The following is a 26,483-nucleotide window of genomic DNA, read 5'->3' as shown; positions in this document are numbered from 1 at the left end:
TTAAAGTTCTATTTTTTCAATTTGTGAACCATCGGCTTGCATCACTTCCAGAATATCTCTCATAGAAGGATTTGTTTTTGCAAATTCGGCAGGGACTACAGCTACACGGAATGTTTGACCATTCACATCATTGGGATCAATATTTGTCAAGTCGAAATTTCCTTCAATCGTGAATTGAACACTAATAAAGGTGCTATTGTAATTATATTGAAAAATATCTCCAGTACCATCCTGATAATAGATGCTTTGTGGAAGTTGTGTCCAAATATCGGCTGGAGGTGATACGGTATTGTCTTGACCTGATAAACGATAAACCAAAACTACGTCGCTCTCATACACCTCAAAAGGATAATTATAAACCGAAGTAAAATATATATTATCTGGATAGTCACTATAACTGAAAGCGGGACTTACCTCAAAAACATTGGCATACACTAAACCTCCATCTTGTCCCGGAGGTCCTGGGTCACCTTCGCAGGAAGAAAATAAAACTGTTGATGAAAGGGCTAAAAAAAGAAGTATGTTTTTCATATTGAGTAAATTTTAAATTACGGCTTTATTTATTCAAAAGTCGTTCCAAGTTTTTAAAGTCTATAAATTTAAAGGCTTACGGAACACTTCACTATTAAAAAAACATTAAAGTTTAAAAATTGTGGAACAATTATTGGAAAATTAATTTTACAATAATTTTAGGAGTGTAATATAATTTATATATCTATTTTTAATATTTAAACAAAACCATCATTTATGAAATTTTCAAAATCACTTTCCATTTTATTTATAGGTGCACTGGTCGTTGCGTGTAGTACCAACCCTTTTACGGGAAAACAAACTTTGGCATTGGTTCCAAATTCGCAGATATTGCCAATGGCATTTCAGCAATATCAAGAATTCTTATCTGAGAATAAAGTTGTTAATAATACTGCGGACTCACGAATGGTAAAAAGTGTAGGACAAAAAATTGCAGCTGCTGCAGAAAGATATTTGACCGCAAATGGTTATGCTGGATATTTGGCAGATTATAGATGGGAATATAATCTTGTGGATAGCAAAGACGTAAATGCTTGGTGTATGCCTGGCGGTAAAATAGTAGTGTATACAGGCATTTTGCCAATCACAAAAAATGAAGCAGGCTTAGCTGCAGTGATGGGGCACGAAGTAGCACATGCGCTAGCCAATCACGGACAGCAGCGTATGAGTGCGGGTCAATTGCAGCAATTAGGGGCTGTAGCAGGAAATATTGCTTTGGCTAATAACCCAGAAAATGCGCAAATTTTCAACACAGCTTACGGACTGGGCACAAGTGTGGGCGTAATGCTTCCTTTTAGTAGAAGTCACGAAACTGAAGCAGATCATATAGGTTTAATTTTGATGGCCATAGCGGGTTACGAACCGAGTGTTGCCGCAGAATTATGGCAGCGTATGCAAGCCCAGGAACAAGGTGCGCCACCAGAATTTTTGAGCACACACCCCTCAAGTAGTACAAGAATTCAAAACATACAGGCTTGGGTGCCCGAAGCAAAAGCTGAAGCTAGAAAATTTGGTGTTACAACTTTTAAAAGATAAACAGAATTACATAAATTTTTAAAATCCCGCATCAAGCGGGATTTTTTATTAGATTAGTGCCGTCAAAAATTTAAAAGAATATGCCCAATTTAGCCAAAGGAAGTAAGAAGCTACTAAATGCGTGGGCTTTTTATGATTGGGCAAATTCAGTCTATAGCCTTGTGATTGCATCGGCTATATTTCCTATTTTTTATCAGGCATTATTTAAGACCGCGGGGGTAACGTCAGTTTCTATTTTTGGTGGTACAATTAGAAGTACTCCATTAATTAGCTATACTACAGCAGCAGCTTTTTTATTGGTTGCTATTATTTCCCCCTTACTATCGGGTATTGCAGATTATGTGGGAAACAAGAAAAACTTCATGAAATTTTTCTGCTATCTGGGCGCACTTTCGTGTATGGGGCTTTATTTTTTCAGTATTGAAACTATTCATATTAGTCTGCTATTTTATTTTGGTGGGCTCATAGGTTTTTGGGGAAGCCTCGTTTTTTACAATTCCTATCTGCCGGATGTTGCTTTTAATGAACAGCAAGACAGGGTGAGTGCCCGGGGATATTCCCTTGGGTATATAGGAAGTGTTGTATTATTGCTGTTTAACTTAGCCATGGTAATGAAACCTGAACTTTTCGGATTTGGAGAAGAGGGAGAAGCAAGTATAAAAGCAATGCGGTGGTCGTTCGTTACCGTAGGAATTTGGTGGATACTTTTTAGCCAGTACTCTTTTTATTTTCTTCCGAAGGGAAACAAAAGTGGAAAAAAAGTGAGTACAAAAATACTTTTGAATGGTTTTAGGGAACTGAAAAGCGTTTATAATTCATTATCGGAAAACATTCAATTAAAGAGGTATTTGGCGGCGTTCTTCGTATACAGCATGGCTGTACAGACCGTGATGCTTGTGGCTACCTATTTTGGTGAACAGGAAATTGCTTGGGGTGGTGACAACGCAAAGACCATGGGCTTAATAGTGAGTATTCTTATTATTCAATTGGTGGCCGTGGGGGGCGCAATTATAACTTCCCGAGCATCAGAGAAATTTGGCAATATTCCCGTGCTTGTTGTAATCAATATTATTTGGGTGGGCATTTGCGTGGTTGCATTTTTTATTATAGATCCTATTCAGTTTTATATTACTGCAGGAGTGGTAGGCTTGGTTATGGGTGGGATACAATCACTTTCACGCTCTACATATTCAAAATTTTTACCAGAGACAAAGGACACCACTTCCTATTTCAGTTTTTATGATGTTGCCGAGAAAATAGGGATTGTTATAGGAATGCTTATTTATGGATTTATAGATCAAATAACAGGAAGTATGCGTAACTCAATATTATTTCTAGTCATATTTTTTATGACCGGGGTATTTTTATTGGCAAGAGTGCCACGAAATAAAAACCGTTAAACAATTTTTGTTTAAGTTTGCGTTTATTACCTACAAACTACTTATTTATGAAGAAAATGTATTTTTTAAAAGGAATGCTTTTAGTATTTCTTGCATTTCAATTCTTTTCCTGTGAAAACGAGCCCCTTACAGGTGAATTTGTCCAAGAACAACAGAACGATGCAGATGAGGGACAGTTTAAAGCACAAATAGAAGGCCAAGAGTTTATTGCAAATTCTGTTTCTGCTACACTTACTACCGATAACCAATTGGTGATTACAGGTTCAAAACCAGGTGGCGAAAATATAACTCTTGCAATTGTGGATGCTGCGGTAGGTTCTTTCAACCTATCTCTTGGTGGGGCCATTCAAAATTCTGGCTCATATTTTGACGGTTCAAATAATCCACTTCCTTATATCTCGGCAGATGCTTTGGGAGGATATGGGTTAATGAACATTACCGCTCTGGATGCTAGCGCTGAAACCGTTACAGGAACATTTAGTTTTGTAGGAGTACGAATTAAAGTTGATGGTGACGGCAATCCGATCCTTGATGGCAATGGAGATCCCGTGTTAGAGGAAATTGCAATAACAAATGGAGCTTTTAATGCCATTCCTTACATTATCGATGATACCGGAGGTGGTGGAGGAACTGGTGGAAATCCTGAAAATGAATTTTTCGCTAAAACAAATGGAGTTGATTTTGTAGCTGATACTATTTCGGTTACGGAACCAATGGTTGGCGATGTACACATGATAAAGATTGAAGCTAAGTCCAATACCGGAGAGCAAATACGAATTGACGTTCCCCGTTCCTTAGGCGTGGGTACATTTGAGATGGTACAAATTTCTGACGGAACAAAATTAATCGGAGTTTACAACGCAGGCAATGGCGCCGAAAACCTGACATCAAATCCAGGGACAATTACAATTTCTGAATTTGATTTAGAGTTAGGGATATTAAAAGCAACCTTTGCCTTTACGGCAACCGATCCATTAAACCAACTTCCAGATGTTGTTGAGGTTACCGAAGGTAGTTTTACAGCTTACTTTGAAGGGGTGCCCGGAGCCAATAATGTGTTTAGAGCCAATGTGGATGGTGCAGCTTACAATTCTGAAGATATTACAATAACTACCGATGTTTTCAATCAATACCCTACTATAACCATTACTACCCTGGTAGGTGACCAAAGAATGAAACTTACTTTTCCTGCAACCATTACTGAAGGTTCATTTGAAATGAGCACTGAAGTAATAGATGGAGATGAAATTGTAGCAACTTATACCCCAGTTGTGGGAACCTCGATAACGTATGTTTCAAACCCAGGAACTATTGTAATTACAAATTACGATATTCCAAATGGTATCATTGAAGGAATTTTCAACTTTACTGCTGTAGATGCCACCGGGCAAGACCCAACGGTATATCAAATAACTGCAGGAGAATTCTTGGCAGTGCTTCCGTAAATAAAAAATAAACAAATTTTGAAAAACCGTTTCTGGAATTTCCAGAGACGGTTTTTTCTTTTTAAAAAAGGAAGAACAGATAATATCCAGTACCAAAATGTTTCACTATAACAGTAAGGCGCGAATAAAATATAACTGGCACAACTCTTGACTTATAAAGGGTAAGAACACATAAAGCTATTGAGAATCAATACTTTTTTATTAAGAAAAACATAAATTATAAATTTTACACATTGTGCTTACTACATTTGTGACACAATGTCTTAAAAACATATATGGCGAATTCAAAACTTACATCGTTAGACAAGTTGTCATTTCAAGATTTAAAGGAAGATGCAGAGTTCATCCCACTTATGTCCGCTGAGGATGAAGATGCTATGCATAAAGAAGAACTCCCTGAAATACTACCTATCCTACCTTTAAGAAATACAGTACTTTTCCCTGGGGTTGTTATTCCAATTACTGCAGGACGGGACAAGTCTATTAAGCTTATTAATGAAACCAATAAAGGCAACAAGGTAATTGGTGTTGTTTCCCAAATAGATGAAAACGAGGAAGAGCCCGGTATTGGTGATATAAATACAATTGGTACCGTAGCCCAAATACTTCGTGTTCTCAAAATGCCCGATGGCAATACCACAGTAATTATTCAAGGAAAAAAACGCTTTGAGGTGGCAGAGGTAATTACTACCAACCCCTATATGACAGCGACCATTAGAGAAGTTGCTGAAGCACGCCCAGAAAAGGAAAGTGAAGAGTTTAGAGCCATAATAGATTCTATAAAGGAAATGGCACTGAAGATTATTAAAGAAAGTCCGAATATTCCTTCTGAGGCTGCCTTTGCTATTAAAAATATTGAAAGCTCTAGCTTTTTGATAAATTTTGTTTCTTCAAATTTAAATATTGAAGTAGAGGAGAAGCAGGCACTTTTGGAGATTAACAACCTTAAGGATCGTGCACTGGAAACGCTCCGCTATATGAATATGGAAATTCAGAAGCTCTCACTTCGTAATGATATCCAGTCGAAGGTTCAGAGTGACATAAACCAGCAGCAGCGTGAGTATTTTCTTCAACAGCAAATGAAGACCATTCAGGAAGAATTGGGTGGATCATCAATGGAAGAAGAAATAGAAGAAATGCGTGAACGTGCCACAAAAAAGAAGTGGAACAAAGACGTTGAAAAGCATTTTAATAAAGAACTCTCAAAAATGCAGCGCATGAATCCACAGGTTGCTGAATTCAGTATCCAGCGAAATTATTTGGACCTGCTTTTAGACCTTCCTTGGAATAAATACAGCAAAGATAAATTCGACTTAAAGCGCGCCCGAAAAATTTTGGATCGTGACCATTATGGCCTTGATGATGTTAAAAAGCGCATCATAGAATATTTGGCCGTTTTGAAACTAAGAAACGATATGAAATCACCCATTCTTTGTCTCTACGGACCTCCCGGTGTGGGTAAAACTTCTTTGGGAAAATCTATTGCGGAAGCATTAGGCAGAAAATATGTGAGGATGAGCTTGGGCGGACTTCGCGATGAAGCTGAAATAAGGGGCCATCGTAAAACCTACATTGGGGCCATGCCGGGGCGTATAGTGCAAAGTATTAAAAAGGCTGGTACAAGCAATCCTGTTTTCGTTTTGGATGAAATTGATAAAATTTCCGCAAGCAATCAGGGCGACCCTTCTTCAGCAATGCTCGAAGTTTTGGACCCAGAGCAGAATAATGCCTTTTACGATAACTTTTTAGAATTGGGCTACGACCTTTCAAAGGTTATGTTCATAGCTACTTCAAACAGTTTGAGTACCATTCAACCTGCTTTGCGGGATAGAATGGAAATAATAAACGTAACAGGATATACCGTAGAGGAAAAGGTTGAAATAGCAAAGCGCCATTTGCTTCCCAAACAATTAAAAGAGCACGGAATGGAAAGTGAGGCTTTGAAAATAGCCAAGCCCCAACTTGAAAAAATTGTGGAAGGTTACACACGTGAAAGTGGTGTACGTGGATTGGAGAAGCAAATTGCCAAAATGGTTCGCTATGCAGCAATGAAAATTGCAATGGAAGAGGAGTATGAAATAAAAGTGACCAATGATATTATTATTGAAGTCCTGGGCGCTCCCAAACTGGAACGCGACAAATATGAAAATAATGATGTAGCAGGCGTGGTTACTGGTCTAGCTTGGACTAAAGTGGGCGGAGATATATTGTTTATTGAATCTACCCTTTCCAAAGGAAAAGGTGCGTTAAATATGACCGGAAATTTGGGTAAGGTTATGAAAGAATCTGCTACAATTGCTTTGGAATACATAAAATCCAATGCTGAAAAACTTGGTATCAATCCAGATATATTCGATAATTATAACGTTCACATTCACGTGCCGGAAGGTGCAACGCCCAAAGATGGCCCAAGCGCCGGTATAACAATGCTTACTTCATTAGTATCGCTTTTCACACAAAGAAAAGTAAAGAAATCCATCGCAATGACCGGTGAAATTACTTTGCGAGGAAAGGTATTGCCCGTTGGCGGTATTAAGGAAAAAATTCTTGCAGCAAAACGCGCACGAATTAAAGAAATTCTACTTTGTGAAGACAATAAACGCGACATAAACGAAATAAAACCTGAATATTTAAAGGGGCTCACTTTTCATTATGTAAAAGATATGAGCGATGTCTTAGAGTTAGCCCTAACCAAGGAAAAGGTAAAAAACGCCAAAAAGCTATAATTTTGAGCAAGAAGATGATTAATGCAGAGTTGCCAAAACCAATTATGCATTAATCATCAATCATATTATTGCCTACGTTATTTTTAAAGTTTAATTGGAACTTGCAGCTATCAAGCCCAAGCATTATAAAAATTAATCATGGATGTTTCTTTCCTTTGCAAAAATAAATTATACTTGCATTCGTTTAGTTTTTAGTTACGGTAACTTACGTCTATGACCCAAAAGGTTTTCTTAGTTGTTTCCTTATTTATATCTCAGCTTTTGGCAGCCCAGATAGGAGGTAAGGCAACTTATCAGTTTCTAAACCTTGTTAATAGTCCTAGAATGGCTGCTTTGGGCGGAAAAGTAGTTACTAATTATGATTACGACCCTACCCAGCCACTATTCAACCCCGCAAGTATTAATCCTGCAATGGACAATCAGCTTTCGCTTAATTATACAAACTACATTGGGGATGTAAACTACGGTACGGCTACTTATGCCTATCTATGGGATCGAAGAACACAGGTTTTGCATGCGGGTATTACCTACGTTAACTATGGGCAGTTTGACGGCTATGATGAATTGGGAAACCCAACAAACAGTTTTAGTGGGGGCGAAGTAGCCCTTTCTTTGGGACATGCCCGAAATATTGCATTCACAAATTTTCACGTAGGTGTAAACCTAAAGCTTATTTCTTCTAAACTGGAAAATTATTCTTCATTTGGAGGCGCTTTGGATATTGGTATTATGTACGTTTATGAAGATTGGGATCTTCATATTACGGGAGTTGCTAGAAATTTGGGAACACAATTCACACCCTATCACGAAGAATATGAACCCCTTCCGTTTGAACTTATTTTTGGAATTTCACAAACATTGCAGAATGTGCCTATTCGCTGGCATTTTACCTTGGAGAATATGCAACAATGGAACGTAGCTTTTTCTAACCCTTCAAGAGAGGAAACTGATTTGGAAGGAAACACTACCGAAGAAAATATAAATTTTATAGACAACGCTTTTCGGCATATGATTGCGGGAATTGAACTATTTCCCGAAAGCGGTTTCAATATTCGGTTGGGGTATAATTTCAGAAGAGGTGAAGAGTTGCGAATAGCAGAAAAACGGGCTTTCGCAGGAGTAAGCGCCGGCTTTGCAATTAAACTGAATAAATTAAGATTGAGTTATTCCTATTCAAAATTTAGCACCGCTGCTTCATCCAGCTTTTTCGGCTTAAATATAGATCTTCAGTAATGGGAAAAATTACTATTGCCATTGACGGATATTCCTCAACCGGAAAAAGTACGGTTGCCAAGCAATTGGCCGATTATCTGGGCTATGTTTATGTGGACAGTGGTGCAATGTATAGAGCCGTAACGCTCTATGCTATGCAAAATGGTATTATTTCCAAAGATCATTTTGACACTTCCAAACTTATAGAATCACTTTCATCAATCCATCTTAAGTTTTATAAAGAGCCTGATTGGGGCAAAGCACATATCTTTTTGAATGGAAAAGATGTGGAAGATAAAATAAGAAACCTTGAAGTATCAGAGTTTGTAAGTCCCATTGCGACAATTCACGAGGTAAGAGCAAAACTGGTTGCCCAGCAAAAACAGATGGGCCTAGAAAAAGGAGTGGTTATGGATGGTCGTGATATTGGCACAATAGTTTTTCCCCAAGCCGAGCTAAAAATATTTATGAATGCATCTGCTAAAGAGCGTGCCCAAAGAAGGTATAAAGAGCTTTTGGAACATGGTGAGAACATACAGTTTGCTGAGGTTTTAAAAAATATTCAAGATCGTGACCACATTGATACTACCAGAAAAGACTCTCCCTTGGTAAAAGCAGCCGATGCTATTGAAATTGATAATTCTGAAATGAATCTGGAAGATCAGTTCCATACAGTACTACAGCTTGCAAAGGATCGAATTGCTGGTCGCGTTTAACTTCTTTTTTCTTTCTGAAATCTTTTCTATTATTACACTCTAATAAAAAATCAACACATGGCTTCATTTTTTCAGGAATTTAAAAACTTCGCCATAAAAGGCAATATGATTGATATGGCGGTGGGTATCGTAATAGGTACTGCCTTCAATAATGTAATAAGTACAATTGTAAAAAAGATTGTAATGCCTCCGCTCTCAATGCTTACGGATGGTGTAAACCTGGCCAATAAAAAGTATATACTGCAGCCTGCAAGTGAGACATCTGAAGAAATTGCCATTGGTTATGGGGAGCTTATGGAAGTGCTGATTGACTTCTTCATTATTGCTTTTACCATTTTTATGGTAATAAAATTCATCAATCGCTTTAAGAAAAAGGCAGAGGATCCTCAGGATAAAACTGTGGAAACGCCAAAGGACATCCAATTGCTATCAAATATTGAAAAACTGATGGAAGAGCAAAATTCTTTCATGAAATCAAAAAATAACATTTCAAAATAGAGTTTTTAAAAAATTTTTAAACAAATCTTTAGAATAATAAAAGATAATCTTTTTTAACTTTAAAAATGCTTCAAAGAAGAATAATAGCTAATTTCCACAAAAGCAAATTTGCCTTGCTTTCTATTATTTTATTTTTATTCCTTTCAGCTTTATGTGTTCTAAGTTATTATAGAACTATAATTGATCAAAAGCAAGCTAAGCTCAGGCAGTTGGACATTGCGGGCACATTGACCCATCAGGATTTTAAAAAAATAATTAGTCATAATATTACTTCGCTAGAGGATATGCGTGACCGTATAGTTGAGAGCAATGGTAAATTCAAAGCCTATTTAAAATCTGATACGGAACGGATTATCAAACAAAACAAGTCAATTAAATTTATAGAATATATAGATAGCACGGGTATAATAAACTTTGTAGCTCCTTATTACCCAAATAGGGAAGCACTTAACTTAGATATAAAATCCGTAGGGTATCGTTACCAAAGCTGGATTGAAAACTCTAGGGATACATTAGTAAATATAACTTCCTGGGTCAATCTCACCCAGCACGGTAAGGCTTTTTTGGTAGATGTTCCAATTTATTATGACAACAGTTTTCAGGGAACAATATCCGCAGGCATGGATTTTAAAGACCAATTTGACAATATAAGCTCCAAACAAAATCTTTTTAGTGTCCGGATTACAGACAATGCGGGAAATATTTTTTACAGCTACAATAATCCCAAAATTGAAGATTTTCAAAGCGATCAAATATTTGCGCAAAGCTTAAATCCACTTGCGGATAGGGCGGAGGGTGATTGGAAATTTGAATTTATGTTTTATTCCCGTCAAGAATTAAGAGCAACCACATTGCAGAATTTTATATTGGCACTTGGCATATTTTTATCATTTCTTATTGGTTTACTAGCCTATTTCTTTTTATTGGCCAAAAGACAGTCTCACAGGTATAAAATTATGAACCAAAAACTGCAGATGCTTAATGCCGAAATTGAAAAAGAAAGGCTTAGGGCGGAAGATGCCTCTGTAGCAAAAACACAATTTCTTTCAAACATGAGCCATGAAATAAGGACTCCATTAAGCGCCATATTAAGCATTTCTGAAATACTGGAAGGCAAACAACTTTCAACAAGTGAAAAAGAATTTTTAAAATTAATGCAAAACTCATCGAAGGTATTATTAAATCTGGTCAATAATATTCTCCATATAGATAAAATTGAATCAGGCCAAGTAGAACTTTCACAAGATGTTTTCAGTCCTTTTTTCATACTTCAAAGAATTGTCGATATTTACGCACCCACCATAAAGGTTAAGGGAATTGAGGTAAAAACAAATTTTGCGAGTATTCTGAAACAGAAAAACGTAATTGGTGACGTTTCGCGTACCGAACAGATTTTTACCAACCTTATAAGTAATGCGACGAAATTTACAGAAGAGGGTTTGATAGAAATTTTTTACGAAGAAAAATCAGAAAATGGTAGGCTAAGAATACAGTTGGTTGTAACTGACTCTGGTATAGGAATTGCCCCTTCGAAAATGAATGATATTTTTGAAAGATTTAAACAACTGGATTTTGGAATCACTAAAAAACATCAAGGGAGTGGATTGGGTTTGGCAATCACTAAAACTTTGGTAGAATTGATGGGGGGTACAATTAGTGTGCAAAGCAATGCAGGGAAAGGGTCTATTTTTACGGTATCTCTAGATTTTCCTAAAGTTGAAAACCAAGATGAAAACAAAAAATTAAGGCACTACAGGAATTTAAGCTATTTAAAGGTCTTAATTGTTGATGACAATCTCTTGAACCAAAAAGTTTTGGCAAAAATACTTTCAAAAAGCCAAATTTCTGCAGATCTTTCATCAGATGGAAACGATGCTTTACTTAAATGTGCTTCCCGCCATTACGACCTTATTTTTATGGACGTACATATGCCCGGAAAGGATGGGTTTGAAATTGTACAACATTTGAGAAAAATAGATAATACTTCAGTAATACTCGGGTTTTCAGCAGATGTAACAAAAGAAGCCATTGAACGTGGAATTAAGGCAGGTATGAATGAATATCTTACAAAACCCGTTGAGCAGGGAATATTATTTGGTATTTTAAATAAATACTTTTCTTGATCCAGTTTATTACTTACAAATAATTGGGATATAAAATTACTTAACTTTCTTTGCCGTAGCCTTGCTCGTTTTAGTTTTACCCACTTCACTGAATTCAAAAGTGTAGCTATTTTTATCAGTGGTTAAAATTTTGATGTGAATGGCTTTCTTTTCAGCTTGGTTCTTAGGATTTATTTTTTTTAGGACATACTCACAATCGTTTATCCATCTAATAGAAGAAGAATCTGTTTTCCCCTGAAAATAATCAACCTCTATGGAATCATTGCGAATTATGGTTGTTTTGAAGACCTCAGTGCCCGAAAGCGCTTCAAACTCGAAGGTTCCGGTTTTAAAATCGGCACAATCTCGTTGGGTTTCATAGCACCCCGCCAATAATAGAAAACTTAATAAGGCTAAAAAAAAACGCATGCTTAAAATTTATGCGAATTTCCGAAAAATTACTGAAACCATTTAGTTTTGGTAAACATTAAAGCTACCGTCAGTATAAAAAATTACAATTCTCTCAATATTCTTTACATTTTGATTCACTTGAATGTTTCTTTTGACCTCGGTGTCATTTTCTGCAGAAAAAAGATTCAATGAGTTTTCTTCATTTGAAGTTTTAATTTGTTTTTGATTGTCCGGACTTTTTAAGTTTTCTCCGGTAGAAGGGAAGCTCCCTTTTCCGAAAAGTAACCAATCCATATCAACCTCTGGAAATTTTTGATAGAGCTTCATCACAAATTCCAAGCTCGGTTTATTTCTTCCTGAGAGTAAATGTGAAATAGTGGAGCGGTTAAAATCAATTTCTTCCGCAAACGCAGCGGCAGATAATGAGTAATAATCCAGTATTTTTTCCAATCGTTTTGTAAAATCCGAAGTGTTTACCATTGTAACATATTATGAATAACAATAACGATTACAAATGTAATTTATTTCTTTTCAAAAGCCTAAATAAATTATAATAATTACAAATATTGTCAAATTAATACTTTATTTAATCGAATTTAAAATACTGAAAAACAATATCATAGGCTTATTGTATAATTGATGGACTATAATTCAATAAAATGGTAACAAATCAACAACATCTTCGTTTACAGAAGTAATCAATAATTGACAACGCATTTGTTTACGATTGTGAACAAGCCATTGTTTAACTTTGTAAACTATAATTTAGAATATGAAAATAGAAGACTGGTACAAGAATCATTTTGAGACTCAGTTAAGAGGTCGATACATCACTATGGAACACATTTATCCGTTACTGGATATGTATAAAATTAAGTATGAGGTTTCGGTACCTGGAGTGTCAGAAAAAGGACAGGATATTCCCTTGATTAAAATTGGAAATGGTAAACAGGTGGTTTTGGGATGGTCTCAAATGCATGGAAATGAATCTACAACAACGAAAGCTCTTTTTGATTTTATTCGATTTATTGATCAAAAGGAAAATTTTCAATCAGAAATTGATGAATTTTTAGGCACATATACTTTTTATCTATTTCCTATGTTAAACCCCGATGGCGCCCAACTTTACACGCGTGAGAATGCCAATGGAGTGGATTTGAATCGAGATGCCCAGGATTTATCTCAAAAGGAAAGCAAATGTCTGCGCAAAGTATTTGAAGCGCTTAAACCTGACTTATGCCTTAATCTTCACGATCAGCGCTCTATTTATGGCTTTAAAGATGGCAAGGCTTCAACTATTTCGTTTTTATCTCCAGCAGCAAATAAGGAACGATCTATAACTCCTTCCAGAATAATTGCGATGGAACAAATAGTAAAAATGAATAAATTGCTGCAAGATTACATTCCCGGGCAAGTGGGCAGGTATGATGATAGCTTTAATAATGCTTGTGTGGGCGACACCTTTCAAAATGCAGGGGTTCCAACTATATTATTTGAGGCGGGTCAATATTCCCAAGATTACCATCGTGAAAAAACCCGAGAATTTATCTTCTATTCCTTACTTGTCTTATTTAATATTATTGGGGATAGTAAACCTGCATTAAATTACAGAGACTATTTTAATATTCCAGAAAATCTTAAAAATTATAATGATTGTATTTTGAGAAATGCAAAATTGAAGGATAAAAGAGAGCAAGTATCAGTTGCAATCCAATATCGTGAAATTTTAAGAAATGAAACCATTGTCTTTGAGCCATTTATTGATGAAATTGGGTCATTAAAGAACAAGTTTGCATATATTGAAAATAATGTGGAAGGCGCTGAAATTTTAACAAATTCACAAGATATTTTAACAGTGGGTGATAATATTTCAGAAATTATTGATAAAAATGATAAATCAATGATTTATTTTCAAAGAATAAATTCTATTATAGCTTAAAAGTTTATAATTTTGCAAAAAAAAAATAGATATATGCCAAAGTTTAAATTAGACGATGTAGACCACAAAATTCTTGATTTATTAATTGATAATACGCGAATCCCCTTTACAGATATTGCAAAAAAATTAGAGATTTCTGCAGGGACAGTTCATGTGAGAGTGAAAAAAATGGAAGAAGCCGGCATCATTACCGGTTCATCACTTCAAGTAGATTATAAAAAGCTTGGATATTCCTTTATTGCTTATGTGGGAGTTTTTATTTTTAAAACTTCACAAACTCAATTTGTTTTGGAACGAATAAGTGAGATACCCTTTGTTACTGTAGCCCACGTAACAACCGGAAAATTCAATATTTTCTGTAAAATTAGGGCAAGGGATACTGCCCACGCAAAAGATGTAATCTATCAAATAGACGACATTGAAGGCGTAAGCCGTACCGAAACAATGATATCAATGGAAGAGAGTATCAATGATAAAAAGAGATTGCTACATTCCATTTTTAACGAAATTTAAGTAGCGCCTCTTAATTAAATTAAAAACCTTTGTTTAGCGACAAAGGTTTTTTTTATCTTTAAAAGAAAACTATGAAGCCTACTGAAATTAATCCTTCAGAATATAATTCCTATTATCAAAAATATATTGACTTGGTCAATAACGTATCATTACCTGAAGCTTTGGAAATAGGTTTGCGCAACACTCCAAAGTTTTTTAAAGGTATTACTGAAGTAAAATGGCACTATCGGTATGCTGAAAACAAATGGACGCCAAAGGACATTTTGCAGCATATTATTGATACCGAAAGGGTTTTTACATATAGGGCGCTTTACTTTTCAAGAGCTGATAGTGCAAATTTGAAAGGTTTTGATGAAAATATATTTGCTCAAAACGCCAATGGAAATAATAAAAGCATCGACCATCTTTTAGAGGAATACAGTGCTGTGCGCAATGCAAGTTTCCATTTATTTAAAAATTTTGATGAAATCCAATTAAAACGAACAGGTAATGCCAACAACAGTGTTATGTCAGTAGCAGCCGCAGGATTTATCATTTGCGGCCACGAGATTCATCACCAAAACATAATTAACGAACGTTATCTTTAAATGAAGATTTTCAAATTATTAAAGGACACTTATCTTAGTTGGGACAAAAACGATCCGTGGGCTAAAAGTGCTGTGATTGCCTATTATGCTTTGTTTTCATTACCCTCTCTGTTAATCATTACTGTACATTTTGCGGGCATTTTCTTTGGAAGAGATGCAGTAGAAGGGAGAATCACAGGGGAGATTGGAGGATTGATAGGGCAGGAAAGTGCTGAGCTTATTCAAGCTATGATAATTAATTCTGCTTTATCGGAAAGTTCTGTGCTATTTATAATTTTTGGAATTGGGGTGCTTATCTTCGGCGCAACCGGTGTTTTTTTTCAACTTCAGAAAGCACTGAACGATATTTGGAGTGTTCGAGCTAAAAAGAATACTTTTTTGGACACATTAAAAAGACGGGTTATTTCCTTTGGGATGGTTTTGGCTATTGGTTTATTGCTGCTCATATCGTTGGTAATCACTACGGCTATCAATGCTTTGAGTGATCTAATTGGAAACTATTACACCGACCTTTCTTCACAACTTGTTCAGATTCTGAACTTTATTTTTTCGCAAATAATAATAACGGCACTTTTTGCAACAATCTTCACTTTGCTCCCGGATGTAAAAATAAAATGGAAAACTAATCTGATAGGTGCATTTATGACTTCATTGTTATTTTTGGCAGGTAAATACCTTATTGGGTTTTATTTTGCAGCGTCAGACCCTGCTTCAGTTTATGGTGCGGCGGGAAGCCTCGTACTTATTCTGTTATGGGTATATTACACCTGCCTTATTTTATTCTTGGGAGCAGAATTTACCGTGAATTGGGCGTTGCTCAGAAATATAAAAATTGAACCCTCCGGCAACGCGATTTTATCTTACGAACTTGAAATGCAGGAACTTCGAGAATACAAGCGAAAAGTAGAGGAGGATAAAAAAAAAGCCGAAACCTTAAAGGATAACGGTACTTCTTAGCAATTCTTAACAAAGATTAGTAAAAGATTAATATCAAAAAATTTATAGTACCTCTAGTGCTTAGTATCTTCACTGTAAATTAATTGTTTAACTAATAAAAAGAAAAGAAAAATGAATAAGAGAATTGCAATTTTAGCTACAAACGGTTTTGAAGAATCTGAATTGAAATCACCCAAAGAGGCAATGGAAAAAGAAGGATTTACCGTTGAGATTATTAGTGAAAATGAAGGTAAAATAAAAGGTTGGGCAGATGGCAATTGGAGCAACGAATACAACGTTGATAAAAACGTTGGAAATGTTTCTGCAACTGATTATAACGCGCTGGTGTTGCCAGGAGGAGTTATAAACCCTGATAAATTAAGAAGAAATGATGATGCATTAAAATTTGTAAAACAGTTCTTTGAGTTGAAAAAACCAGTTGCTGCTATATGCCACGGTCCTCAAGTTTTAATTTCTGCAGGAGTAGTGGAAGGTAGAAAAATGACTTCCTTTAGCTCAATTAAGGATGACTTGATTAATGCAGGAGCTAATTGGGTAGATGAAGAGGTAGTTGTAGACGAAGGTTTTGTAACCAGCCGAAACCCTGATGATTTGCCTGCGTTTAATTCTAAATTAATCGAGGAAATTAAAGAAGGTAAGCACGAACTTCAGCATGCATAATAAATGAAGTTTCAGAATAAAAAAAGAGGCTAGACAGCCTCTTTTTTTTGATAGAAAGATTTATTCTTCCTCATCCATTTTCTTTTTATCCGGAATTTCACTTATTGGCTCATTAAAGTCAGCGTCATCATAATCGTCTTCATCAAAATTAGCCATTGTTGTTTCTAAGCGAGAACTTACTTTAACTAAATATATTGTATCATCCGTTCTTACTTCAACAGCTTCAACGGTTTCATTTTTAGCATTTTTAAAAGTTATAACATGGTCATCATCATATCCATCGGGATATTTTTCTACTAGTAAAGAAAGTATTTCTGGGGTTAGCTTTCGGTAGTCTACTATAATTCGCTTCATTTAATATTCAATCTTTTGGTTTGTGGTTATAAAACTATTCAAAAAATGAAGAGATAAAAATATTTTCAATAAAATTTTCAGAAATTTTTATAATACTCAAAAGCCTTGTAAATAAAGCTATTGTCTACTTCGCAATCAGTTTTGTAATGGCCAATGTCTTCCAGAAGTACAAATAACACTTTCCCGTTTCTGTTTTTTTTGTCAAAAACCAACAACTTTATAACAGTATCAATATCATTTTTACTGAAAGTTTGTTTTGGAAAATGATTAAGAATGGTTTCTGTAACATCATTCAATGTACGCTGAGGAAAACCAACAATTTCTGCTGAAATATGGGTTGCTAAAATCATTCCTATTGCTACAGCTTCGCCATGGAGCAGCGTAGGCTTATCATCATTTTCTAGAAAATACGATTCAATTGCGTGCCCCAGTGTGTGGCCATAATTTAAGGTTTTTCGAAGGTTATTCTCAAAAGGATCTTTGGCCACAATTTCTTTTTTTATTTCTACTGAATCCCAAATAAGTTTCTCAAACTCCACTTTATCTGAGAAATCCACATTTTTTATACGCTCCCAGTACGTGAGACTATGGATAAGGCCGTGTTTCAACATTTCGGCTAAGCCTGATGTTACGTGTTCATGTGGCAAGGTTGTTAGAAATGCCGTGTCCAATACTACCAGTTCGGGAAGATTTATTACGCCAATTTGGTTTTTTATATGGCCAAGATCGACCCCATTTTTTCCACCCACTGAGGCATCTACCATGGCGAGTAGGGAAGTGGGGATATTTATAAAAGGAATGCCCCGTTTAAAAGTGGAAGCTACAAATCCACCAAGATCGGTAACCACTCCGCCACCTAGATTGATTATTAAGCTTTTTTGGTCGGCTCCTTTTTCAGAAAGTGTTTCCCAAACATTGAAACAAGTGCTTATGTTTTTGTAGATTTCCCCAACGGGAATGGTGATGGTTTCTGATGAAAATTCAAACTTTTTCTTCTCTAAAAAAATAGATAAGCATAATTTATTGGTGTTTTCATCGGTTATAATAAATATTTTGGAAGGACTTTTTTCCTTTACATATTTTGCTAAAGCTTCCCACCCAATATCATCTCTTAAAACCTGACCTTTTTCATTTGAATTTTTTCCCATGAATTTATTGATTTTTCTCATATAATCAAAGTCCAAATCTAACTATATTTGCACACATTATTGTAAATTTTATGACTTCAAATTCCCTTTTTGATAATACCGAAACGGCCTTTCAGCTAAAGAGCGATTCGGAACTGGAACGTGCGTATTTTCTTTTCAAGATGATTTCTAAGGAACCTTTAGTGAAAATTGGTTCTGCCGTTACAAAATTTGCCTTAAATATAAACCTACCGGTAGAGGGGTTAATCCGTTCCACGGTTTTTGACCATTTTTGCGGGGGTGTGAATGAGAGGGATTGTATGTCTACGGTAGACAGATTATATGACGTTGGCGTTTCTTCAGTCTTGGATTTTTCAGTAGAAGGAAAGGAGGAAGAGACACAGTTTGACGCCACCGCCGATAAAGTGATTGAACTGACCGAGTTTGCAAAAAATAAGGAGGCGATGCCGTTTTCAGTTTTTAAACCCACTGGTTTTGGAAAATTTAAGGTTTGGCAGAAAATCACGGAAAGTGAGCCTCTGACGGATAGCGAAAAAACTGGTTGGAAAAATATTGAAAACCGTTATGATCGGGTTTCAAAAGTAGCCCATGATAATGGAATCCGATTGCTAATTGATGCAGAGGAATCTTGGATGCAGGACGCCGCTGATGATCTTTGCGAAAAAATGATGGAAAAATATAACAAGGAGCGACCTATAGTTTTTAATACTTTGCAATGCTATAGATGGGACCGTTTGGATTATTTAAAAAAGTTGCACCAAAGAGCTAAAATGAAAGGTTACAAGCTCGGCTTTAAAATTGTTCGTGGCGCTTATATGGAAAAGGAAAATGAAAGAGCAATTGAAAAAGGTTATAAAACACCAATATGTGAGAGTAAAAAAGCAACTGACGACACATTTAATGAAGTTTTAAAATACATTCTTGAAAACATAGACGATATAGGACTGTTTGTTGGCACCCACAATGAATTGAGTACCTATTTAACGATGGACTTGATGAAAGAAAAAGGAATTTCAAAAAGTGATGACCGTATCTGGTTTGGCCAACTTTTTGGGATGAGCGACCACATTACATTTAATCTGGGAGCAGAGGGTTATAACGTTGCAAAATATATTCCCTTTGGACCAGTTAAAGATGTGATGCCCTATTTAATCCGCCGCGCAGAGGAAAATACCTCGGTGGCGGGGCAAACAAGTAGGGAGCTTACGCTTTTGAAAAAAGAAAAAGAGCGAAGAAAATTATAAAGGGTTTAAATTACTGTTCGAGAAGCTCTGCCTCTACAACAGTGGCTAACTTCTCACAATTTTCAACTGTTATTTTTAGATTTTTTTCTGAAATTTCACCTTCAATAACATAAATTCTGCAAGAGTCAAGCTCGGTATTGCTTTCTGAAAAGAGGACATCACCATCATCCAAAAGAATTGAAATTGCTGAAGTGTCCATTTTATTTTCACGAAGAATCTGCAAAGTACTTTCGGAAAAAGCACGTTCCTTTAAACGGATGTTTTTAAGTGTTCTGGATTCTGGGCCATATGCGCAGGATGTTTTTTTTCCGCTGAGAATAAAAAATAAAAGGGCTATTCCAATTAAAAATCCACCGGAAAAATAAGCCAATCGGTATGCTAATTTCATTAAGTTTTATTTTGGGATTTTGGAAAATTGAGCAGTATAACCCTTTCGCCTTTAATTTAAAAGATCAAAAGGTTGATATCGCTATAAGACATGTTGAACCAATCTGCACATGCCTTGTTGGTCAAAATTCCGCGGTAAAAGTACAAACCATTTCTTAAACCATTGTCAAAACGGATGGCATTTTCAAGTCCGCCACTTTCTGCAATTTCTAAAATATAGGGTGTGAAGATATTGCTTATTGAAATTGAAGCCGTTTTTGGATAGCGCGCAGGAATATTAGGTACGCCGTAATGTATCACTTCATGTTTGATAAACGTAGGGTTGTCGTGGCTTGTCATTTCCGTGGTTTCAAAACAGCCACCCATATCTACGCAAACGTCTATAATAACAGCGCCCTTTTTCATATTGCGCACCATTTCCTCTGTAACAATTATGGGTGCACGATTGTGTCCACGAACCGCACCAATAGCAACGTCACACCTCAATAGGGCTTTCATTAAATTTTTGGGTTGTACGGTCGAAGTGTATAAAATTCTTCCAACGTTAGTCTGGATTGTTCTAAGCTTTGTAATAGAGCTATCAAAAACTTTGACGCTTGCCCCTAGGCCAAGTGCAGATCGAACGGCAAATTCGCCTACGGTGCCAGCGCCAATAACTACCACTTCAATTGGAGGTACGCCACTAATGCTTCCGAAAAGAAGACCGTTTCCTTTTTTTGCATTAACCATAAGTTCGGCGGCAATAAGCACCGATGCGGTACCCGCAATTTCACTTAGGGCTTTTACGGCTGGATAGCTGTGGTCTTCGTCTTTAATGAATTCAAAAGCAAGGGCAGTGATTTTCTTTTTCGCGAGCGCATCAAAATATGACTTCTGTCTCGTTTTTAATTGCAATGCGGAAATTAACACTGTCTTGGGGTTTATCAGTTCCAGTTCCTCAAGGGTGGGCGGTTCAACTTTTAGAACCATTGGACAGCCAAATACCTTCTTTTTGTCACCGGTTAACTCTGCACCGGCTTCTGAATAATCTTTGTCTGAAAACCCTGCTTCATCACCAGCTCCATTTTCAATAAGCACTCGGTGTCCATTATTTACGATTGCGTTGACCGCATCGGGAGTTAGGCAAATTCGCTTTTCTTGAAAATAGGCTTCTTTGGGAATGCCGATAAAAAGTTCTCCTTTTTGTCTTGATACTTCAAGCGTTTCTTCTTGTGGAAGTAATTGGGCTCGGGTAAAAGGTGATTTTGGTTTTGTCATGATACAAGCTTGGCAGTTTCAATTTACGGAATAATTTTCACAAATTTGAATGGATAATTATCGAAAGAGGTCTTTTATCTGCTGCCAAAAAGATCTTTTTTGAAAAAGCTCTTCTTCAAATGATTTCAAATCGTTCTGCCTCATTTGGCTGAAAAGTTTAGCTCTAATCAAATAGACAAATGGAATTATCACCATCATTATTGGAATTACATAAATAATTTCAACTTCATCAACACCAAAATTTTGTTTAATTAGGTTGAATAATTGAAAAATATACATAGATAGGGGTACGAGAATAATCCAATGCCACCAATGTTTGCAAGTAAAAAACCATATAAGCAATAAAAGAACGGGAATGATTTTACCTGTTAAAAACCAAGCATATTGGTAAATAGAGGGAAATTTAGTAGTAAATGTAAACAAAGAAGTTTCCCAAACTTGAGTATCGCTTGGGAAACTTTCATATGCGTAATATAGTAAAGGAGTACATGCCATTATAAAAACAATGATGCCTCCTTGTATAAGACTTTTTCTATCCGGCTGGCGGAACCTTAACCGTTCTCGCGTCGATTTGTTGTGGGGTTTGTTCATCCTGGATTCCTTCTGGGGTACAAGAAGCAAATAATCCTGCGGCAAAAATTGCGGCTACAATAATAACTTTTAAGTTTTTCATAATAATAAGTTTTTGTGAGGTTAATATGGGTCAAACTTACACTGAAAAAACTTAAACATAATAATTATGTTAATTGTATCTTTACAGGTTATAATGCAATTAAATCCTTTGAAATTCATCATAAGGTTCAATTAATTGTTAAATTTTAACATTTATTACAACACTGAATTTTTAATTGTTACTTCACCGGCAATTTACTTTTGGTTTTATTTTGCTTAGGGTTTTAGTTAGTTTTAATTTTTATTCATTTTATTTTTCATCTAAACAACTAATGATAAAGTCAGGAATTTAAGTAGGTTTTCTTTATTTAGGTTTAAAGATGAAAATTGCAAAGTACCAAGGTACATATAAAAATTGAAATTGTATATTATGAATAAAAATCAAAAAAGATCCTTGATTTGTTGCAAGAAACTCTTTTTAGACCCTAACTCTTCCTCAAAACTTTTTAGATCCTTGCCTAAAAGTTTATTTGATAAGCGCGCTTTTATTAAATAGATTAGCGGTACAATCACGAGCATTATAGGGAAAAGCCACCAAATTTCAACCTCATCGGTTATACCTACATCATCATTAATGACACTGAAAAGCTGAAACGCAAACATTCCTATGGGTATAAGTATCACGTGGTACCACCAGTGTTTGCATGTAATAAACCAAATTATTAAAAGCAACATCGGCACAAATTTCCCCATCATTGTCCAAACAGAAACGTACACTTCTTGATACCAATTTGCGTGATATGTAAATAAAAAAGTTTCCCACGATTTTGTTTGTGGGAAACTTTCATATGAATAAAATATGTAAGGGGTCGCCGCTATGATTAGGGCTATTATACTACCCGTTACTAGGTACGATGATTTTGCTTTTGTGGATTTGTTGGGGTGCTTGTTCATCCTGGATGCTTTCTGGGGTGCAAGAAGCAAAGGTTCCTAATGAAAAAATTGCTGCGATAAAAAGTACTTTTAGAGTTTTCATAATAAATGGTTTTGTGAGGTTAATAATACTTCAAACCTACTATGAAAAAAGAAAGTTTTTTTAATTTTTTTTGCGTTATATTTATAAATTTTTTTGAAAATAGATTCCCAGCTCTATAATTTTTGCGATTTGGGGCAAACAACTAAAAAGTAATTTATAAATATTGTATTTTTCGCTGCAATGTTATTTCACTGGCATAAATTTTAAAGTTCTACTTCCTATATTATTATTTTTAATATCTATTCTATTCGCGATTTCTGGTAAAAGTTGATCGATTTTTTCGGGCCATTCAATAAATATATAGTTTCCGCTGTATAGATAATCTTCCAGGCCAATGTCAAACGCTTCATTAATATCTTTTATTCTGTAAAAATCAAAGTGATAGATAGCGCCACTTGGCGTATCGTATTCATTTACTATGGAGAAGGAGGGACTGCTTGAAATTTCCATAACCCCAAGCTGTTTAACTAGCTCCTTTATTAAAGTTGTTTTACCAACACCCATATTGCCATAAAAAAGGAATATTTTTGAAACTGAATTTTTTAAAAGTTGTTCAGCTACCTTACCAATTTCATTTTGGGTATACGTAAATTCCATAGTAAAAACGGGACGAATATAGATAATTTATCAATCAAAACCGAAAATATCTAATAATTCGGTAATTTTCCTACATAAATATTTTAATAAGAATTACTTAGGAGTAAATACTGAAAAGGGAATAACCATCTCTTCCAAAGAGACTCCACCATGTTGGTAAGTGTTTCTATAATAGCTTACATAATGGTTATAGTTATTCGGATAGGCAAAGAAATAATCGCCTTTAGCAAATATGAAAGAACTGCTCATGTTAATAGTTGGCAGATGTATTGTCTTCGGGTCTTTTGCAGCTAAGACTTCTTTGTCTTCGTAAGTCAAACTTTTCCCGGTTTTGTAGCGAAGATTAAGACTCGTGTTTTTGTCACCTATTACTTTAGATGGATTTTTCACGTTAATGGTTCCGTGATCTGTAGTAATAATTAGCTTAAAGCCCAAACGTGCAGCTTGTTGGATAATTTCCAGTAAAGGCGAGTTTTTAAACCAGCTTTGTGTAAGGGAGCGGTATGATTTGTCATTAGATGCCAACTCTTTTATAACTTCCATTTCAGTTTTTGAATGTGAAAGCATGTCGACAAAATTATAAACTACAACCGTTAAGTCTTCATCTTTGTGGCTTTTGAAGTTTTCAACCAGTTTTTTGCCCTGCTTCAAACTCGATATTTTGTGATAGCTCCAATTCAATTTAAGCCCCGAGCGCTTTAATTGAGCAGCCAAAAACTCTTCCTCCTTCATGTTTTTTCCACCCTCTTCGGTATCGTTCAACCATAAATCTGGATGAAGTTTTTCCATTTCACTTGGCATTAAGCCTGAAAAGATAGCGTTACGGGCATACTGGGTGGCGGTAGGAAGAATGCTGCAAAAAAGCTCTTCGTTCGTCTTTTTATAGATATTGGCAACCGTAGGTTCAAATGCTTTCCATTGATCAAACCTCAAATTATCGACAACCACTAGTAGGGTGGGGGTTCCTTGATTCAATTGCGGTTGAATTTTTTCTTTGAAAAGCGTATGCGACATAATGGGCGCCTCGCTAGGGTCTTCAAACCATTTTGGATAATTTTTATCTATAAATTTGCAAAACTGACTATTAGCTTCAGTTTTTTGTGATTCAAGAATTTCAAACATTCCAGAATCTTCTATATCCTCCAGCTCTAATTCCCAATAAACAAGCTTTGTGTAAAGGTCTTTCCACTCTTCAAAACTATTGACCATTGAAAGATCCATCGCTATTTTTCTGAATTCCTGTTGATAGCTTGATGTGGTTTTTTCAGACACTAGCCTACTATGGTCCAAATTCTTCTTCAGGCTCAATAGAATTTGGTTTGGATTTACTGGCTTTATAAGATAATCGGCTATTTTAGCGCCAATGGCTTCCTCCATTATATATTCCTCTTCGCTTTTTGTAATCATCACCACCGGAACAGAGGCCTGTTGTTCCTTTATTTCGGCTAAGGTTTCCAGTCCGGTCAATCCCGGCATATTTTCATCCAAAAAGACAATATCAAAATTTTCCTTTTTAATTTCCTCAAGTGCTTCCGTACCGCTCTGGGCCGTAGTTACTTTATAATTCTTGTTTTCTAGGAAAAGAATGTGTGGTTTAAGCAAATCAATCTCATCATCTACCCATAGTACTTTTATGTCGCTCATATATGTATATTTGTCTTTATACTCCAAGGCTTTAGCGTGGGAGTATCGTTAAATTCGATTTTTTAAATAATTCTGCACTTTGTCGAAGAATTTTCTTCAAAAATAAACCTGAATTATTTCAAAAAATTTTTGAAGCTATTAATTTAAAGTTAAAGTTTGAAAACCCTTCCAAAACACAAAATTATAAACGACCCAATCTATGGTTTTATTACCATACCCAGCAAGCTGGTTTTTGATTTGATGGAGCACAAATATTTTCAAAGACTCCGTCGAATTTCGCAAATGGGGTTTTCATATATTGTATATCCTGGCGCGCACCACACCCGTTTTCATCATGCACTGGGCGCTATGTTTTTGATGCAGAAAGCTGTGCAAGTGCTTAAATCAAAAGGAATTGCTATTTCTGAGAAGGAAGAGGAAGCACTCTATTTAGCCATTCTTTTGCACGATATTGGGCATGGTCCATTTTCCCATGCCATGGAAAACAGCATTGTTGAAAACATAAGCCATGAGCAAATATCGCTTCTTTTTATGGAGGCTTTGAACCGAAAGTTTAACAAGCAATTAACGCTCGCCATTCAAATATTCAAGGATGAGCACCCACGTAAATTTCTACACCAGTTAGTTTCTGGGCAGTTGGATATGGATAGATTGGATTATCTAAAACGCGATAGTTTTTATACCGGTGTGCCAGAAGGCACGGTAAATGCACAACGCTTAATTGCCATGCTGCACGTTAAGGATGATAAGTTGGTGGTTGAGGAGAAGGGCATCTATTCGGTGGAGAACTTTCTCGTAGCGCGGCGGTTAATGTATTGGCAGGTTTATCTGCACAAAACGGGAATTGTTGCAGAACAGCTTTTGGTTCGGGTCCTTAAGCGCGCCAAACAGCTTTCTGCTAAAGGTGTAGTGCTTCCAGCAAGCAATGGTTTAAGATTTTTTCTGAATAACAATATTAGTATCAATGATTTTTCTGAAGAGGTACTGGACACCTTTTCAAAATTAGATGATTACGATATTATTTCGGCCATGAAGATTTGGGTAAGCAACGATGATTTTGTTTTAAAAAATCTTTCCAAAATGCTTCTTAATCGCGATTTATTAAAAATTAAAGTAAAGCCACAGGATTTTTCAAATCAAAAAATTGAGGAAAAAAGAAAAAAACTAGTTGAAACATATACTATTTCTGAAGAGGAGGCATCCTATTTTGTATTTAAAGGAAAGCTTGAAAACCAGGCCTACAGTATGGAAAAAGATACAATAAACCTCCTGAAGAAAAATGGAAAAATCATAGACGTTGCAAAGGCAAGCGATCAGCTGAATTTGGAGGCGCTTTCAAAGTCGGTGGTGAAATACTATATGTGTTATCCAAAAAACAATAAGGATAGCTATCGAGGCTAAATCCTTTTTTTCTATTTTTGCAAGAATGAAAACGAACGACCGAAAATCAATTCATTTAAAATTTATTACTT

Annotated in this window: 26 protein-coding genes; 15 read left to right on the top strand and 11 right to left on the bottom strand. The window is 35.8% G+C overall.

Going from position 1 to position 26,483, the window contains the following annotated elements:
* Complete coding sequence (locus AC58DT_RS05865; RefSeq protein WP_062622993.1) at window positions 1–531, bottom strand: hypothetical protein; 531 nt, start codon at window positions 529–531, stop codon at window positions 1–3.
* A gap of 216 nt (window positions 532–747) precedes the next feature.
* Here AC58DT_RS05865 and AC58DT_RS05860 point away from each other — a divergent pair, with 216 nt between their 5' ends.
* The 8 genes from AC58DT_RS05860 (at window position 748) to AC58DT_RS05825 (ending at window position 11,686) form a co-directional block, all read left to right on the top strand.
* Window positions 748–1,566, top strand: a complete 819-nt coding sequence (locus tag AC58DT_RS05860) for a M48 family metallopeptidase (RefSeq protein ID WP_497215907.1) — start codon at window positions 748–750, stop codon at window positions 1,564–1,566.
* Between the two features lie 80 nt (window positions 1,567–1,646).
* Window positions 1,647–2,966, top strand: coding sequence for an MFS transporter (locus tag AC58DT_RS05855; RefSeq protein ID WP_497215906.1), 1,320 nt, complete (start codon window positions 1,647–1,649; stop codon window positions 2,964–2,966).
* A 47-nt stretch (window positions 2,967–3,013) separates the two neighbouring features.
* Entirely contained in the window at window positions 3,014–4,411 is a 1,398-nt protein-coding gene (locus AC58DT_RS05850) for a DUF6252 domain-containing protein (RefSeq protein ID WP_497215905.1), read from the top strand.
* A gap of 275 nt (window positions 4,412–4,686) precedes the next feature.
* A complete protein-coding gene (gene lon, locus AC58DT_RS05845) occupies window positions 4,687–7,137 on the top strand; it encodes an endopeptidase La (RefSeq protein WP_497215903.1) in 2,451 nt (816 codons plus the stop codon).
* Window positions 7,138–7,350: 213 nt separating this feature from the next.
* On the top strand, window positions 7,351–8,370 hold the full coding sequence (gene porQ, locus AC58DT_RS05840; RefSeq protein ID WP_497215902.1) for a type IX secretion system protein PorQ: 1,020 nt from the start codon (window positions 7,351–7,353) through the stop codon (window positions 8,368–8,370).
* Window positions 8,370–9,065, top strand: coding sequence for a (d)CMP kinase (cmk, locus tag AC58DT_RS05835; RefSeq protein WP_497215901.1), 696 nt, complete (start codon window positions 8,370–8,372; stop codon window positions 9,063–9,065). Before porQ ends, cmk begins: the two co-directional genes overlap by 1 nt.
* Before the next feature lie 57 nt (window positions 9,066–9,122).
* The gene (mscL, locus tag AC58DT_RS05830) at window positions 9,123–9,563 is read left to right on the top strand and encodes a large-conductance mechanosensitive channel protein MscL (RefSeq protein ID WP_497215900.1); all 441 of its coding nucleotides are present in this window, start codon (window positions 9,123–9,125) and stop codon (window positions 9,561–9,563) included.
* A 209-nt stretch (window positions 9,564–9,772) separates the two neighbouring features.
* Window positions 9,773–11,686 carry an ATP-binding protein gene (locus AC58DT_RS05825; RefSeq protein ID WP_497215899.1) on the top strand — a complete coding sequence of 638 codons (1,914 nt, stop codon included), beginning with the start codon at window positions 9,773–9,775 and terminating at the stop codon, window positions 11,684–11,686.
* 36 nt (window positions 11,687–11,722) lie between these two features.
* Here the strand turns inward: AC58DT_RS05825 and AC58DT_RS05820 are convergent, their stop codons facing one another.
* Both AC58DT_RS05820 and AC58DT_RS05815 read right to left on the bottom strand, forming a co-directional pair.
* On the bottom strand, window positions 11,723–12,094 hold the full coding sequence (locus AC58DT_RS05820; protein WP_497215897.1) for a DNA topoisomerase IV: 372 nt from the start codon (window positions 12,092–12,094) through the stop codon (window positions 11,723–11,725).
* 42 nt (window positions 12,095–12,136) lie between these two features.
* Window positions 12,137–12,556, bottom strand: coding sequence for a helix-turn-helix transcriptional regulator (locus tag AC58DT_RS05815; RefSeq protein WP_497215896.1), 420 nt, complete (start codon window positions 12,554–12,556; stop codon window positions 12,137–12,139).
* 292 nt (window positions 12,557–12,848) lie between these two features.
* Between AC58DT_RS05815 and AC58DT_RS05810 the strand changes: the two genes are divergently transcribed.
* The 5 genes from AC58DT_RS05810 to AC58DT_RS05790 all read left to right on the top strand — a co-directional run bounded on the left by AC58DT_RS05810 (window position 12,849) and on the right by AC58DT_RS05790 (window position 16,732).
* A complete protein-coding gene (locus AC58DT_RS05810; RefSeq protein ID WP_497215895.1) occupies window positions 12,849–14,015 on the top strand; it encodes a M14 family zinc carboxypeptidase in 1,167 nt (388 codons plus the stop codon).
* 33 nt (window positions 14,016–14,048) lie between these two features.
* On the top strand, window positions 14,049–14,528 hold the full coding sequence (locus AC58DT_RS05805; protein ID WP_062622982.1) for an Lrp/AsnC family transcriptional regulator: 480 nt from the start codon (window positions 14,049–14,051) through the stop codon (window positions 14,526–14,528).
* A gap of 71 nt (window positions 14,529–14,599) precedes the next feature.
* On the top strand, window positions 14,600–15,115 hold the full coding sequence (locus tag AC58DT_RS05800; protein ID WP_497215893.1) for a DinB family protein: 516 nt from the start codon (window positions 14,600–14,602) through the stop codon (window positions 15,113–15,115).
* Complete coding sequence (locus tag AC58DT_RS05795; protein ID WP_497215892.1) at window positions 15,116–16,072, top strand: YihY/virulence factor BrkB family protein; 957 nt, start codon at window positions 15,116–15,118, stop codon at window positions 16,070–16,072.
* A 111-nt stretch (window positions 16,073–16,183) separates the two neighbouring features.
* Window positions 16,184–16,732, top strand: a complete 549-nt coding sequence (locus AC58DT_RS05790) for a type 1 glutamine amidotransferase domain-containing protein (RefSeq protein WP_497215891.1) — start codon at window positions 16,184–16,186, stop codon at window positions 16,730–16,732.
* 60 nt (window positions 16,733–16,792) lie between these two features.
* On the opposite strand, the gene AC58DT_RS05785 is transcribed toward AC58DT_RS05790, so the two are convergent.
* Both AC58DT_RS05785 and aroB read right to left on the bottom strand, forming a co-directional pair.
* On the bottom strand, window positions 16,793–17,086 hold the full coding sequence (locus tag AC58DT_RS05785; RefSeq protein ID WP_062622978.1) for a hypothetical protein: 294 nt from the start codon (window positions 17,084–17,086) through the stop codon (window positions 16,793–16,795).
* A 77-nt stretch (window positions 17,087–17,163) separates the two neighbouring features.
* On the bottom strand, window positions 17,164–18,234 hold the full coding sequence (aroB, locus tag AC58DT_RS05780; RefSeq protein ID WP_497215889.1) for a 3-dehydroquinate synthase: 1,071 nt from the start codon (window positions 18,232–18,234) through the stop codon (window positions 17,164–17,166).
* A gap of 71 nt (window positions 18,235–18,305) precedes the next feature.
* Here aroB and AC58DT_RS05775 point away from each other — a divergent pair, with 71 nt between their 5' ends.
* Entirely contained in the window at window positions 18,306–19,478 is a 1,173-nt protein-coding gene (locus AC58DT_RS05775; protein WP_497215888.1) for a proline dehydrogenase family protein, read from the top strand.
* Window positions 19,479–19,488: 10 nt separating this feature from the next.
* On the opposite strand, the gene AC58DT_RS05770 is transcribed toward AC58DT_RS05775, so the two are convergent.
* The 6 genes from AC58DT_RS05770 to porX all read right to left on the bottom strand — a co-directional run bounded on the left by AC58DT_RS05770 (window position 19,489) and on the right by porX (window position 25,011).
* Window positions 19,489–19,866, bottom strand: a complete 378-nt coding sequence (locus AC58DT_RS05770; protein WP_497215887.1) for a hypothetical protein — start codon at window positions 19,864–19,866, stop codon at window positions 19,489–19,491.
* Window positions 19,867–19,922: 56 nt separating this feature from the next.
* Window positions 19,923–21,122, bottom strand: a complete 1,200-nt coding sequence (locus tag AC58DT_RS05765) for an alanine dehydrogenase (protein WP_497215885.1) — start codon at window positions 21,120–21,122, stop codon at window positions 19,923–19,925.
* Between the two features lie 57 nt (window positions 21,123–21,179).
* On the bottom strand, window positions 21,180–21,713 hold the full coding sequence (locus AC58DT_RS05760) for a hypothetical protein (RefSeq protein ID WP_497215884.1): 534 nt from the start codon (window positions 21,711–21,713) through the stop codon (window positions 21,180–21,182).
* 462 nt (window positions 21,714–22,175) lie between these two features.
* Window positions 22,176–22,688, bottom strand: a complete 513-nt coding sequence (locus AC58DT_RS05755) for a hypothetical protein (RefSeq protein WP_062622973.1) — start codon at window positions 22,686–22,688, stop codon at window positions 22,176–22,178.
* Between the two features lie 265 nt (window positions 22,689–22,953).
* The gene (gene tsaE, locus AC58DT_RS05750; RefSeq protein ID WP_497215882.1) at window positions 22,954–23,367 is read right to left on the bottom strand and encodes a tRNA (adenosine(37)-N6)-threonylcarbamoyltransferase complex ATPase subunit type 1 TsaE; all 414 of its coding nucleotides are present in this window, start codon (window positions 23,365–23,367) and stop codon (window positions 22,954–22,956) included.
* 93 nt (window positions 23,368–23,460) lie between these two features.
* Complete coding sequence (gene porX / locus AC58DT_RS05745) at window positions 23,461–25,011, bottom strand: T9SS response regulator signal transducer PorX (RefSeq protein WP_497215881.1); 1,551 nt, start codon at window positions 25,009–25,011, stop codon at window positions 23,461–23,463.
* Between the two features lie 156 nt (window positions 25,012–25,167).
* Here porX and AC58DT_RS05740 point away from each other — a divergent pair, with 156 nt between their 5' ends.
* Window positions 25,168–26,412 carry an HD domain-containing protein gene (locus AC58DT_RS05740; RefSeq protein WP_497215880.1) on the top strand — a complete coding sequence of 415 codons (1,245 nt, stop codon included), beginning with the start codon at window positions 25,168–25,170 and terminating at the stop codon, window positions 26,410–26,412.
* The last annotated feature ends 71 nt before the right edge of the window (window positions 26,413–26,483 follow it).

Source organism: Aequorivita sp. CRS11 (genome assembly GCF_059693805.1).
This window is presented reverse-complemented; position numbering and strand designations above follow the sequence as displayed.